This is a genomic window from Tritonibacter mobilis, assembly GCF_001681715.1.
GTDB lineage: Bacteria > Pseudomonadota > Alphaproteobacteria > Rhodobacterales > Rhodobacteraceae > Epibacterium > Epibacterium mobile.
The window spans coordinates 1-13,129 of sequence record NZ_LNWY01000016.1; the positions used below are offsets into that span (position 1 = coordinate 1).

The window sequence follows — 13,129 nt, forward strand, 5'->3', positions numbered from 1 at the left end:
ATTTGTCAACATGACCTAGACTGGGCCGGGGGTCGGACACCCTTGTGCTCGCAGATGGTTCCGGCGCGGATGCGGTGCAGGGCTTTGACATGACCGATAGCGGCGACGGCACGACGGTCGACCAGCTTGATGTCTCTGATCTCACCGATGCTGATGGCAATCCTGTCAATGTGTTTGATGTGACGGTCGCCGACACCAATGGCGATGGCACCGGTGATGCGATCCTGCAATTCCCCAATGGCGAGAGCCTCACGCTCGCAGGGGTGAGCCCGAGTTCGGTGAACAATCAGGCCGCGCTGATGTCGATGGGCATTCCGGGCCCTGACTACATCGTTGAGGGCACCAGCGGCGATGATCTGATCGATGTGAACTACACGGGCGACCCTGGTGGTGACATGGTCGATGCGGATGACAATGCCGAGGGCGATGATGACGATTCCATCGTCGCAGGGGACGGCCACGACACCATCATGTCAGGCAGCGGGGTGGATACTGTCGATGCCGGCGAAGGCGACGACGTCGTCGACGGTGGTTCTGGCAACGATGTCATCAGCGGTGGCGCGGGTAACGACTCCCTTATGGGGGGGCAGCGGATACGACACCATTCATGGTGGCGATGGCAACGACACGCTCGATGGCGGAGGAAACAATGATTTCCTCTATGGCGATGCCGGAGACGATCTCATCCGTACGGGGTCGGGGAACGGCTCTGTCTATGGGGGTGACGGCAACGACACCCTAGAAGGTAATGACAATGGTCAAGCCATGTCAGGCGGCGCCGGGAATGATTTTATCGATGGCGGCGGCGGTGTGGATCACCTCTATGGCGACGATGGTGACGACACGATCCATGGCGGTGACGGTGGCGATTCACTTTACGGTGGTGCTGGCAGTGACGTGATTGTTGGTGGCGAAGGCGCAGATCGGATTATTGGTCTGGAAGGCGATGACAATATCGAAGCCGGCGCTGGTGATTACATTGATGCGGGTCATGGCGATGATGTCATCACCATCGACAGCTCGCTCTCCTCCAATGGAACGATCACTGTCATTGGCGGCGAGTATGTAGAAGAAGACGTCAATGACGCCACCAATAACCCGAATGGCCGGATCGGAGACGTTCTGGACCTGCGCGGGCTGTCGGGTGTCACGATCACCTATGACGAGACCGACTCCACCTGGAATGGCGTCACCTCCGAGAGCGGAACCGCGACCTATGAAAATGACGCAGGCGAGACGGTTACCATCAACTTCTCGCAAATCGAGACAGTCTATTCGGACAACGATATCGTCGAAGGCACCGGCGGCAACGATATGATCAACGCCGTCTACACCGGCGATCCGGACGGCGACATGGTCGACGCAAGCGATAATGCGGCTGGAAACGATGACGATTCCATCCGCGCCGGGGATGGCGATGATACCGTTTGGGCTGGCGCTGGCAGTGACACGGTTGATGGCGGATCTGGCAAGGATTCCATTCTTGGTCAGGATGGAGATGACACACTCAGTGGCGGTGCCGGGCAGGATACCCTTGATGGGGGCAGCGGTGACGATGTGCTCAGCGGTGGCGATGACGCGGATTATATGTCTGGCGGGATCGGCAATGACACGCTGTCGGGAGATGCCGGTAATGACACGCTCTATGGGCAGAGCGGAAATGACAGCCTCAGCGGCGGCGATGATGACGACAGGCTGGATGGGGGCGTTGGAGAAGACACTCTTTACGGGGATTCCGGCCACGACAGCTTGCTTGGGCAGGGCGATGACGATGCGCTCTTTGGTGGGGATGGCAATGACACCCTCTCCGGGGGCGACGGCAATGATGCGCTGTTTGGTGGGGCCGGGAATGACCTGATGATCGGCGGCAGCGGGGACGACCAGTTCTCCGCAGGTACCGGCAATGACACGATTTATGACTTTGGCACTGGCAACAGTGGCTCGATCAATGATGGTGACAACACCAACAATGATTTTGTCGATCTGACGCATATTTACAATCAGACCACCTATGATCAGGCCGTTGCCGATGGGTTGATCGACCCGACAGTGATCCGAAACCCCTTGCAATGGATGCGCGCGGATCAGGCCGACGATGGTGTGCTGAATTCCTCCCATATGGGTGGCGATACGCTGACCATTCGAAATGGCGGAACTGCGGTTTCGGCAGATAAGCTCAACGCGGAAACCACCGGCGTTATCTGCTTTACCAAGGGTACGATGATCATGACGATCACTGGCGAGCGCCCTATTGAGGAGCTAAAAACTGGTGATCTGGTGCTCACCTCTGATGCAGGGTTTCAGCCGCTCAGATGGATTGGCAACCGTCGCCTCTCAGCGGCGCAGCTGGCAGAAAGCCCTAATCTGCGCCCCATCCGTATCCGTCGCGGTGCTCTTGGCTCGGATCTGCCAACGCGCGATCTGATCCTGTCGCCACAACATCGCGTGCTGATTGCAACCCCGGCGGTTGAACGGATGTTTGGCACCTCGGAAATTCTGGTGGCGGTCAAACACCTGACGGAACTCGAAGGCATCGACGTGATCGACGACGCCCCCGGCGTGGATTACTGGCATTTCCTGATGGACCGCCATCAGGTGGTGTTCTCCAACGGGGCCAGGACAGAAACGCTTTATACGGGCAGCGAGGCGCTAAAGGCCGTCGGGCCAGACGGGCGGCTGGAAATCCTGGCGTTGTTCCCGGAACTGCGCACCGAGACGGCCATCGACCCCTCGGCCGGGTTCTCGCCAGCGCGCATGATCGCAAGTGCGGCGCGGGGTCGTCGTCTGGCGCAGCGCATCGCTCAGAACAAACAGTTCCACGGTGCTGAATCCGCTCAGTCGCAAATCTGGGATTATGAGGAGACGCAGGTGACGCGGGCCGGTTGATATCAGGAGTGAGGTGCATGGTCCGGCCTTGCTGGAGCAGGCGCGGACAGTGCATCTTTTGCGAGGGTGCGGGAATTTTATATAAACGCCCGAATTTCGGCGGCAGGCTCTCGGGGCGGCGTTAAAGTAGCGCCATGATGATGTTTGACCTGCCTGATTCCCAGACCCTCTACGCCGCGCTTGTCGCGCGTGATGCCTCCTATGATGGGCGTGCCTATGTGGGGGTGTCGTCAACAGGGATTTTTTGTCGCCTGACCTGCCCCGCGCGCAAGCCGAAGTTTGAGAACTGCCAGTTCTTTCCCACACCCGGGGCCTGCATCGAGGCAGGCTTTCGCGCCTGCAAACGCTGCCACCCTCTGAGTGCGGCAGCGGGCAACGACCCGATGGTGCGCCGCCTGTTGGAGGCCCTGGAGGCACGTCCCACCTACCGCTGGCGGGAAGAGGACGTCGCGCGCATGGGAGCGGACCCTTCAACCATACGCCGCGCGTTCAAACGTCAGTTTGGCATGACCTTCCTTGAAATGGCGCGGCAACGCCGCCTGCGCGAGGGCTTTACCACGCTCCGTGCTGGCGAGGCCGTCATCTCGGCGCAACTGGAGGCAGGGTTTGACAGCCCCAGCGCATTTCGTGCGGCTTTCGCTCGGCTGGTGGGGATCGCCCCCGGCGCATTTCGCAAAGATGCGCAGCTTTTGGCGGATTGGATCGATACGCCGCTCGGTGCCATGGTGGCGGTGGCGTGCCAGCATAAACTGCATCTTCTGGAGTTTGCCGACCGAAAGGCCCTGCCGCGCGAGGTGGCAAAACTGCAAAAACGCCAGCCCGGCGGCATCGGTTTTGGCAGGCCAGCGGTGATCGATCAGGCCGCAGAGGAGCTTCAGGCCTATTTCGCGGGAAAGGCCGCGCGGTTTGAGACGCCACTGGCCTATCACGGCACCGCATTTGAGAGCGAAGTCTGGCACGCGCTGCGCGAAATCCCGGCAGGTGAGACCCGCAGCTACGGCGAATTGGCCCGCAGTCTGGGCCGTCCCGGCTCCAGCCGTGCGGTGGCGCGCGCCAATGGATCAAATCAGATCGCTGTGATGATCCCCTGTCACCGGGTGCTTGGTGCCGATGGGACGTTGACGGGATATGGTGGCGGGTTGTGGCGCAAACAGCGGCTGATTGAGATCGAGCGCGAACTAAGCGTGGCTTCGGCCTGACGGCGCATTTTCCCGACATCAGAGGTGTTTCCGGCCTGATCGGCCGGACCCGCGCGCGCCGGGCCTTTGGCCCGGCGCGCGCCCCTCGGCGGGCCCGTCAGGGCCCGCAAACCCTCATAAAAAGACGCAAGCCTTTTGCGGGATGCGCTCAGGTGGTCTCCAGACAGTGGCGGCGAAAGGCGCGTTTGAGCATATCAAGCTCGGCCCGCAGCAGTTCCACTTCCGCCCGCAGATCATCTGCCAGCGGCTCACCTGCGATCAGGGTAAAATCACCCAGTTTCACATTGGCGTCTGCGTCAATGATCACAAAGCTCTGCACCCCTTCGCTCACCGCTTCGATGGGGACAGGTATTGTCAGCGCCCAACAGCCCGGCGCCTCTGCTTCCTTGAGCGTGACCCCGGTTACTTTGCGGTCCAGATAGCGCACGATGATCTGAGGGCGCGCGCCCGAGGTCGGTGCGTTTTCAATCCGGCCTTCCCATGTGCCGGAGCGAAAACGGATTTTCTGGAGGGTCAGGGCGCTCATGCAGGGTCTCCCATAGGTGATCGCGGGCGATGTCGTCACAGGTGTCGTCAGAGGTTGGCGCGGCGGAATCGCGCAAAGGTCAGATCACGCAGCACCACTTGGTTCATATCGGGCGCTTCAAAGATCAGATCGATCCATGCTTTTTCGATACGTTTTTCATTCAGCCGCGAATAGGCCAGATCATATTCCACCGAAAACCGCGTCTCGCCCGGCGGCAGCTCACGGACCAATTGCTCGGTGTTGGGGCCATGTTTGATGTTGAGGCGGGCAAAGATCTCGATCGGCTTTTCGCTCTCAACGATGCAGTCGAGCCGCACCAGATGTTGTCGGGTCAACCCAATGGCGGCCTCTGTGGGCAGGTCGATCACCAATGACAGAAAAGAACCGTCGAATTTGAACACATCCATCCGCAGGCCATAGGGCGCAAGATCCTCTTCGCGCGCGTTGCGCAGTTGGCGCAGGGTCAGCTCAGAGATGGCACAGTCGTGAAACATCTGGATTTCACTGCCAAGGCGGGTTTTGCTCGGCACCGAGGATACACCCGCAACCGGCAGCGGGCCACGCCATAGCTCCGGGCGCCATGACCAGTCGGTGCCATGGGGGCGCGGAAAATAGGAGGATCCGATCATCGGCAAGGCCAGACGACTGTCCGCCGTATGGATCAGCTGGTCGAGGTGCATACGCAGCTTGCGGGCGTCATTGCGCTGCTGACGCAGACGGGCCAGCGGTGTTGTCGCAGCAGCACGGGCCGCAGCGCGCCAGCGCCGCATCGCTCCCGTGTTCAGCACTCGTTCCAGAAGTTTGCCCATCCTGCCCTCGGGTCGCGCGGTTTCGCCTGTTCTGCCGGGGCGTTCTGCCCGGATTTGTCCCTCATATTAACGAATTAGACGGCGGGGACAAAGGTGTTTCTCGGCGCAAATGCCACGCCGCCTCGAACCTCTCTGGCCCATAGGTCTTATTGTTGTCGGGCAGGTGTTGCACGCGCCAAGGCAGTGCCGCCACGGGTGCGCGGGCGGGCGGTTTCCTGCGGTGCGGCCGCGCCGGGAGCCGCCGGAGGGGTGGTGGTTTCGGCCAGCAATGTGGCGTTGCGGGTGGCGCGCATGAACTCACGGATCAGCCGCGCACCACGTTCGCCAAGATAGCCACTGCCCTCAGGGGCATAAAGCGCAACCGACACCATATGACCATGCACAAGGAAGGCACCGCGCCAATGGGTGCCACTGGCGCCCTCGGCAGAGTGACCATCCATATATAGTTTGATCAGCGGCATGTCGTCGTCGCCGCGAATTTCCAGCACGCGTGCGGGATTGCGCGCGGCGGTAAAGGCCGTGCGCAGCGCATCCGCCGATGGGGCAGGGGTATCGGCTGTGACCGCGCCAACCGTGGCCGTCAGCATCGCACCATCGCCAGAGCGGAACCGGCCAAAGCTGCTCATCCGTTCACACCGCGCCAAAAGCGCAAAGCCCCCGCTGCCGGTGTGCTGTTCCATCTGCGCGTCAAAGCAAAATCCGCTGGGGGCGGCCAAAATCAACTGACCATCGCCAAACACAGCCGTCAGCGCCCGGCCCCGGCTGCTACTGGGGCGCGACAGATCCTCACCCGGCGGTGCAAATGCGAGCCGGTTGCCTTCCATGCATCCCGCCAACAACAGCGGTGCGAGCATCATCAGACCCAATTGGCGCAATGATGGCCCGCGCGTCACCCTGCGACGCAAACGTCCAAGAGAAGGTGTGATATCGGTCGGTGTTCGGGTCAATCTCTGCTCTCGCCCACAGGTTGCCTGTGTTCTCGGCACCTCATTGAGCGCCGAATTTTCCTATCCAAAAGGTGTAGACGCAGCCATCTGTCGGAACAAGGCCTAACAAAGAGTGAATGCGCCTGCCTTGAACTGTGGCGAATTCACGCTTACCTGACGCCCCTTCGCGGGGTGCAGCGGCAGATTGGGCAGGGTGTGACGTTATAAAAGTGGCCTGCCTGCCAGCATGGGCAGTCTGCTCCTGAGTTTAACCCCGTGTGGTCCGTTCGCCGATATGCAGCGCCCGCACCCCGAGTAAGGACAAGGCGGTGGAGCCGAGCCTGTTTTCCTTTATCTGGCGCCATTCAAAACGGCAGCAGCTTGGCTTGCTGGTGCTGACCTTGCTGACGTTTCCGTTCCTCTATGCCACGCTGGAGCTGCCCAAACGGATCGTCAACGACGCCATCGGCTCGCCCAGCGAATGGATCGACCTCTGGGGCTGGCGGCTCACGTCAGAGCATTACCTCCTCGTGCTGTGCTTTGCCTTCCTCGGCGCGGTGCTGGCGTCCGGCATGATGAAAATGCGGCTCAACACGCTCAAAGGTATCCTGTCCGAACGTCTCCTGCGCCGCCTGCGCTTTCAGATGATCGCGCGGATGATGCGCTTTCCGTCGAGCCATTTTCGCACCACCAGTCAGGGCGAGATGGTCTCGCTCATCACCTCCGAGTCAGAGCCGATGGGCGGTCTGATGGGCGATGCGGTGGCGCAGCCGGTGTTTCAGGCAGGGCAGATGCTGACGATCGTGTCCTTCCTGTTCATCCAGAGCGTCTGGTTCGGGCTCGCGTCGGTGGCGCTCATTCCGCTACAGGCATGGCTCATCCCGATGCTGCAACGGCAGATCAACCTGTTGAACAAGGACCGCATTGCCGAGGTGCGCGCGCTTTCGGCAGAGATCGGCGAGACCGCAGCGGGCCTGCAGGATCTGCGCAGCAACGGGGGCTGGCGCTATCGTCTTGCGCAGGTCTCTGACCGTCTCGGGCGGCTCTTTGAAATTCGTCGCCGGATCTACATGAAAAAATTCTTCATGAAGTTCCTCAACAACCTGATCGGCCATCTGACTCCATTTTTCTTTTATTCCGTGGGCGGTGTGCTGGCGATCCGAGGTGAGATCACCGTAGGGGCCTTGGTGGCGGCCCTCGCGGCCTACAAAGACCTCTCCGCCCCGTGGAAAGAACTGCTGACCTATTACAATCAGGTGCAGGATATGTCGCTGCGCTGGCAGATCATGGTGGAGAAATTCGCACCTCCCGGCATGATCGACGAGACCCTGTTTGAAGGCGTGCCGCATCAGGTGCCACATCTGCGCGGCGATATCGAACTGCGCGATGTCACCGTGCGCGACGCTGAGGGCAAGCCGGTGCTCGATGGGCTGACGCTCACCATTCCCGCAGGCGCGCAGGTCGCGATCCAAAGCAGCTCTGCCGCCGAACGCGAGGCGCTGGCGCAGCTTTTGACCCGCGAGGTGCTGCCCACCCGTGGCGAGGTGATTGTCGCGGGTTATTCGCTGTCCAAACTGCATCAGGGCGTGATTGCCAGCCGCATCGGCTATGCGTTCAACGCGCCCTATCTCTTTGACGGCACCCTTGGGGACAACGTGCTGATGCCGCTGCGCAATCAGCCCCGCGCCACTGCGGCGGAACGGCAATTGTTGCAACGGGCCGAGGCGCTGCGGGCGGGCAACAGTGCCGATCCAGTGGACGCGGATTGGGTCAATCCCGACCTCGCGGGCCTGCGCTCGGAACATGATCTGCGCGACTGGTGGTTCCAGCTCGTCGAGGCCATGGGCATCGACGGGCAGCTTTTTCACCGCACGTTGCATGCCCGCCTGCAGGATCACCACCGCGCGCTAGAGGCGCAGATTACTGCGCTCAGACCCCGCATTGAGGCCCGGCTAGAGGAACAGGGCCTGCGCGATGTGGTCTATCGTTTCCTGCCCGATAGCTACAATCCGGCGCTGCCGCTGGCGGAAAACATGATGTTCGCCTTTCCGGTCGAACCGGTGCCTACGACGCTCTTTACCGATCCCGATGGCCCCTTCCAGCGGGTCTTGCGTGCCGAAGGGCTGGAGTCGCAGACCCGTGACATCAGCCTTGCGCTGCTCGACACGTTGCAGCGCACCTTTGGGCGTGGCCAGACCTCGCACCCGCTGTTTCGCCGCCTCAATCTCGACGAGGATCTCTACGCCGAGATTGTCAAAGCCGCCGATCGCTACCGCGAGGGGCGCGGCGTGGATCAAAAAGACCGCGCGCTTCTGTGTACCCTGCCGTTCCTGCTGACCGAAGAACAGATCGGCGCGGGGCTGCCGCGCGACTACAAGCTGCGCATGATCGGCATTCGCAACCGGCGCGGTGATCTGTTGCTGTCGGATTGTGGCGGGGTGTATCGCAGGCTTCGGGCCGGAGAATATGCGCGCAAGCTCACGGTGCTGGAAAACGCGCTCTTTGGCCGGATCTCGCTGCATGCGGGCGGCAAGGCACAAGCGGTCGAGGATGTGGTGGCCGATGTGATGGCCGATCACGACCTGAAGGCCCGGCTGGCACTGATGATCTACGATCTGCCCACTGGCCTTGGCGGGGCGCTGCTGGAGCCGGTGTTTCGTGAACGCGCGGCCTTTACCCGCGCGGCGATCAAACGGCCCGATATTCTGATCCTCGATCATGTGCTGGCTAGCCATGATTCCGACAACCGCCTCAAAACCCGCAACCGGCTGCAGGCGCTCCTGCCCAAGACCACGATGATCCATCTGGAGGATCACTTTGAACACCCCTCCCGCTATGACCTCCACCTGAGCCTCAAGGACGGGCGCATCGACGGTCAGAGCGGTGTCGCGACCGCACTTCTGGATCAAGAAGAGCAGAGCGAGGATGATTTTGACCGCAAGCTGTCCCAGATCGGCGCGGTGGATCTGTTTGCCCGCCTTGATGCCCGGCACCGTCGCCTTTTGGCGTTTTCGGCCTCATGGGTGCGGGTGCCCACCGGGGCTGCCGTGTTTCGCGCGGGCGAAGAGGGCGATGCGGTCTATCTGTGCCTATCCGGCCAGGCGGCGCTGCAGTTCCCCGAGGACGGCAGCCATCTGGACATGATCGACCCCGGACGGCTGATTGGCGATCTTGCGGTCATCACCCGCGAGCCGCGCCAACTGGATCTGGTGGCGGTCGAGGACTGCGTGTTCCTGCGCATCGGGGCTGAGGAATACCGCACTGTGATCGAAAGCGACGTCACCGTGGCGCTGCAACTGCTGCAAACCGTCTCCGGGCATCTCTCCAGTGCGGCGGTTGCCCTGCAAGAAGCCAGAGCAGGCAAACCCAACCCCGAGGCGTGATCCCGCACTGGCCAGAGCGCGCTGCGGCGCATAAAACGCCACCGAAGCGAACAAGGAACGCCCCACATGAGCTACCAGCCGCATGAGATCCTCCTGCATCAGGCCCGCCCCAAAGCGGAGCTTTGGCGGCTGGCGCTGGGTGTGGTGCTGGTGGTGGTGACATGGTTCGCGCTCGGGCTGATCTCGGATATGTTCCTGCTGCCCGGTGTGTTGGCATTGACCGGCGGGGCTGATCTTTATTCCGGCAGCGATCCTGCGGGCATGGCGATCTTGCTGGGCAATTTCATCTTTGCCACCATCGCCGTCGGGCTGGTGCTGCAGATGCTGCATGGCCGCAGTCTTGACACGCTTGTTGGGCCACGGGCGCTTTTGCTGCCACAAGGGCTGCAGGTGGGGCGGATCTTGCTCCTCGTGCTGGTCGTGCTGCTGGTGCTGCCGCCTTATGATATGGGCGCGCCGCTGGTTGCAAATCTCGCATTTGGGCAGTGGGTCGCACTCTTGCCCCTGTCGCTGGTGTTGGTGCTGATTCAGGTCAGCGCCGAGGAAATCCTGTTTCGCGGCTACCTTCAGCAAGGTCTCGCCGCCCGATTCAAAAGTCCCCTCGTGTGGCTGGTTTTGCCCTCGCTCCTGTTCGGCATGGGCCATTACATGCCGCAGGAGGCCGGGGATAACGCATGGCTCATTGTCGCGGGCGCGACGCTTTACGGGATGTTGATGGCGGATCTGACCGCACGTTCCGGCAGCCTTGGCCCCGCAATTGCGGTACATTTCGTCAATAACGTCTGGGCGCTTCTGATCGTGTCCTCCCCCTCGAGCCTCAATGGCCTCGCGCTTTATCTGCATCCTTTTGCCATGGATGATGTCGCGGCCCTGCGCCCGTGGCTCTGGGTGGATGTGATGGTGATGCTGGTCTCATGGCTTGCGGCACGGGTCGCGATCAGGGCCTGATTGCAATTAATGGAAACTGCCCTTATCTGGGGACGCAACGCCAATCAGGCAGAGGCCATTTGATGAACTGGATCACCAACTACGTCCGCCCCACGATCAACTCGATCTTTTCGCGCCGCGAAGTGCCCGAGAATCTGTGGAAGAAATGTGACGAATGCGGCACCATGCTGTTTCACCGCGAGTTGAGCGACAATCAGAACGTCTGCACCAACTGCGGCCACCACATGCACATCACGCCGCGCGACCGCTTCAAGGCGATGTTTGACGGGGGTGTATTTGCCGAGGTCAAAGTACCCGAACCGGTGGTTGACCCGCTGAAATTCCGCGACCAGAAACGCTATCCTGATCGCCTCAAGGCGGCGCAGAAAAACACCGGCGAAAAAGAGGCGATGCTGGTCGCTACCGGTGAAATCGGGCGCACGCCGATTGTGGCTGCGGCGCAGGATTTCTCCTTTATGGCAGGCTCCATGGGCATGTATGTCGGCAACGCCATCATCGCCGCCGCCGAAGAGGCCGTGAAACTGGGCCGCCCGCTGGTGCTGTTCTCCGCCGCAGGTGGCGCACGCATGCAAGAGGGCATCCTGTCCCTGATGCAGATGCCGCGCACCACCGTCGCGGTCGAGATGCTCAAAGAAGCGGGCCTGCCCTATATCGTTGTGCTGACCCATCCGACCACCGGCGGTGTGACCGCATCCTATGCGATGCTGGGCGATGTGCATATCTCCGAACCCAACGCGCTCATTTGTTTTGCCGGTCCCCGCGTGATCGAGCAGACCATCCGCGAAAAACTGCCCGAGGGTTTCCAGCGCGCCGAATACCTGCTGGACCATGGCATGCTGGACCGGGTGACCCCGCGCACTGAGATGCGCGATGAGCTGATCACCATCATCCGCATGATGATGAAACTGCCGCCGCAGGTGCATGGCGATCTGCCCGCACCAGAGCCTGAGCCGCAGGTCGAAGGGGCCGAAAAAGACGAAAAAGCGCCCGAGGATGGCGCATCGGGCGAAGACAAAAAAGCCTGAGTCCCTTCATTATGAGTTTTGCCTGACCGAAGGTCGGGCAGCGCCCGCCCCAATCGAGGCGGGCGCTTCGCTTCCACCCCGACGGGACGGGCGCTGCCCTCATCGCATGTGGCACCGCCTGGCTCCGTGATCAGACTGGATCACGTCCGATGACCGAACAGACCTCCGACGCCATTCTCGCCCGTATGATGGCGCTGCATCCCAAGATCATCGACCTGACGCTGGATCGGGTCTGGCGTCTCTTGGCGGCGCTGGACAACCCGCAGGACAAACTGCCCCCGGTGATCCATATCGCGGGCACCAATGGCAAAGGCTCCACCCAGGCGATGATCCGCGCCGGGCTTGAGGGCTGGGGCAAATCGGTGCACGCCTATACCTCGCCGCATCTGGCCCGTTTTCACGAACGTATCCTTCTGGCGGGCGATCTGATCACTGAGGATCACCTGACGCAGGTGCTGGACGAGTGCTACAGCGCCAATGGCGGTGAGAGCATCACCTATTTCGAGATCACCACCGTGGCGGGGCTGCTGGCGTTTTCGCGCACCTCTGCGGATTACACTCTGCTGGAGGTTGGCCTTGGCGGGCGTCTGGACGCCACCAATGTCATCACCCCCGAGGTCTCGGTGATTACGCCGATTTCCATCGACCATGAACAATTCCTCGGCAACACGCTGGCCAAGATCGCAGGCGAGAAGGCCGGCATCATTAAACGCGGCGTGCCCGTGGTGGTCGGCCCGCAACCTGACGAGGCGATGGAGGTGATCGAGGACACCGCGATGCGCCTTGGCGCGCCGGTGATCGCCTATGGTCAGCACTGGCACGTCCACGAGGAACGCGGCCGTCTGGTCTATCAGGACGAACGCGGCCTGCTGGACCTGCCGCTGCCCAACCTGATGGGCGCGCATCAGATCCAGAACGCAGGCGCCGCCCTTGCGGTACTGCGTCACCTCGGCGCGGATGAGGCCGCCTGCGAGGCGGCTGTTGTGGGGGCACAGTGGCCCGCCCGCATGCAACGCCTCAAAACCGGCCCGCTGGTGGAAATCGCAGGCGCGGCAGAACTGTGGCTCGATGGCGGTCACAACGCCGCCGCAGGTATTGCGCTCGCCGATGTGCTGGCCAACCTGCCCAAACGCCCGACGCATCTGATCTGCGGCATGCTCAACACCAAGGATGTCACAGGCTACCTGCGCCCGCTGGCGGCAGAGGCAACCAGCCTCACGGCGGTGTCGATCCCCGGCGAGGCGGCAACCCTCTCAGCCGAGGAAACAGAGGCCGCCGCAAAATCGGTAGACCTTCAGGCCTATACGGCAGAGAACGTCACAGAGGCGCTCAAGGCGATCCTTGCGCGCGATCCAAACAGCCGGGTGCTGATCTGTGGATCGCTCTATCTGGCGGGCGCGATCCTGCGCGAAAACGGCTAAGAACGG

The 13,129-nt window shown here is 61.6% G+C and carries 10 protein-coding genes; 7 read left to right on the forward strand and 3 right to left on the reverse strand.

Annotated elements, in window-relative coordinates; genetic code table 11:
• The first annotated feature begins 44 nt into the window (after positions 1-44).
• The 3 genes from UB90_RS23270 to UB90_RS15490 all read left to right on the forward strand — a co-directional run bounded on the left by UB90_RS23270 (position 45) and on the right by UB90_RS15490 (position 4,085).
• Complete coding sequence (locus UB90_RS23270) at positions 45-653, forward strand: calcium-binding protein (protein WP_065326362.1); 609 nt, start codon at positions 45-47, stop codon at positions 651-653.
• Complete coding sequence (locus UB90_RS23275) at positions 544-2,886, forward strand: Hint domain-containing protein (protein WP_074712517.1); 2,343 nt, start codon at positions 544-546, stop codon at positions 2,884-2,886. The genes UB90_RS23270 and UB90_RS23275 overlap by 110 nt, the downstream gene beginning before the upstream one ends.
• A 137-nt stretch (positions 2,887-3,023) precedes the next feature.
• Positions 3,024-4,085 carry a bifunctional transcriptional activator/DNA repair enzyme AdaA gene (locus UB90_RS15490; protein ID WP_065326369.1) on the forward strand — a complete coding sequence of 354 codons (1,062 nt, stop codon included), beginning with the start codon at positions 3,024-3,026 and terminating at the stop codon, positions 4,083-4,085.
• A 148-nt stretch (positions 4,086-4,233) separates the two neighbouring features.
• On the opposite strand, the gene UB90_RS15495 is transcribed toward UB90_RS15490, so the two are convergent.
• From UB90_RS15495 to UB90_RS15505, 3 genes are all read right to left on the reverse strand, one after another.
• Positions 4,234-4,611: a hypothetical protein gene (locus UB90_RS15495; RefSeq protein ID WP_065326360.1), complete on the reverse strand. Its 378-nt coding sequence runs from the start codon at positions 4,609-4,611 to the stop codon at positions 4,234-4,236.
• Between the two features lie 47 nt (positions 4,612-4,658).
• Complete coding sequence (locus tag UB90_RS15500) at positions 4,659-5,420, reverse strand: DUF6478 family protein (protein ID WP_065321169.1); 762 nt, start codon at positions 5,418-5,420, stop codon at positions 4,659-4,661.
• Positions 5,421-5,566: 146 nt separating this feature from the next.
• Positions 5,567-6,367 carry a hypothetical protein gene (locus UB90_RS15505; protein WP_065326359.1) on the reverse strand — a complete coding sequence of 267 codons (801 nt, stop codon included), beginning with the start codon at positions 6,365-6,367 and terminating at the stop codon, positions 5,567-5,569.
• 308 nt (positions 6,368-6,675) lie between these two features.
• Here UB90_RS15505 and UB90_RS15510 point away from each other — a divergent pair, with 308 nt between their 5' ends.
• The 4 genes from UB90_RS15510 (at position 6,676) to UB90_RS15525 (ending at position 13,123) form a co-directional block, all read left to right on the forward strand.
• Positions 6,676-9,729 (forward strand): ABC transporter transmembrane domain-containing protein, encoded by a 3,054-nt coding sequence (locus UB90_RS15510; RefSeq protein WP_065326358.1) that lies wholly within the window; start codon positions 6,676-6,678, stop codon positions 9,727-9,729.
• A gap of 66 nt (positions 9,730-9,795) precedes the next feature.
• Entirely contained in the window at positions 9,796-10,677 is an 882-nt protein-coding gene (locus tag UB90_RS15515; protein WP_065326357.1) for a CPBP family intramembrane glutamic endopeptidase, read from the forward strand.
• 62 nt (positions 10,678-10,739) lie between these two features.
• Positions 10,740-11,702 carry an acetyl-CoA carboxylase, carboxyltransferase subunit beta gene (accD, locus tag UB90_RS15520; RefSeq protein WP_009178105.1) on the forward strand — a complete coding sequence of 321 codons (963 nt, stop codon included), beginning with the start codon at positions 10,740-10,742 and terminating at the stop codon, positions 11,700-11,702.
• Between the two features lie 149 nt (positions 11,703-11,851).
• Entirely contained in the window at positions 11,852-13,123 is a 1,272-nt protein-coding gene (locus tag UB90_RS15525) for a bifunctional folylpolyglutamate synthase/dihydrofolate synthase (protein WP_065326356.1), read from the forward strand.
• Positions 13,124-13,129 lie beyond the last annotated feature (6 nt).

Coding starts and splice junctions, on each gene's coding strand:
- UB90_RS15495 (WP_065326360.1), bottom strand. CDS start 4,611: ATGAGCGCCCTGACCCTCCAGAAAATCCGTTTTCGCTCCGGCACATGG.
- accD (WP_009178105.1), top strand. CDS start 10,740: ATGAACTGGATCACCAACTACGTCCGCCCCACGATCAACTCGATCTTT.
- UB90_RS15525 (WP_065326356.1), top strand. CDS start 11,852: ATGACCGAACAGACCTCCGACGCCATTCTCGCCCGTATGATGGCGCTG.
- UB90_RS15515 (WP_065326357.1), top strand. CDS start 9,796: ATGAGCTACCAGCCGCATGAGATCCTCCTGCATCAGGCCCGCCCCAAA.
- UB90_RS23275 (WP_074712517.1), top strand. CDS start 544: ATGTCATCAGCGGTGGCGCGGGTAACGACTCCCTTATGGGGGGGCAGC.
- UB90_RS15500 (WP_065321169.1), bottom strand. CDS start 5,420: ATGGGCAAACTTCTGGAACGAGTGCTGAACACGGGAGCGATGCGGCGC.
- UB90_RS15490 (WP_065326369.1), top strand. CDS start 3,024: ATGATGTTTGACCTGCCTGATTCCCAGACCCTCTACGCCGCGCTTGTC.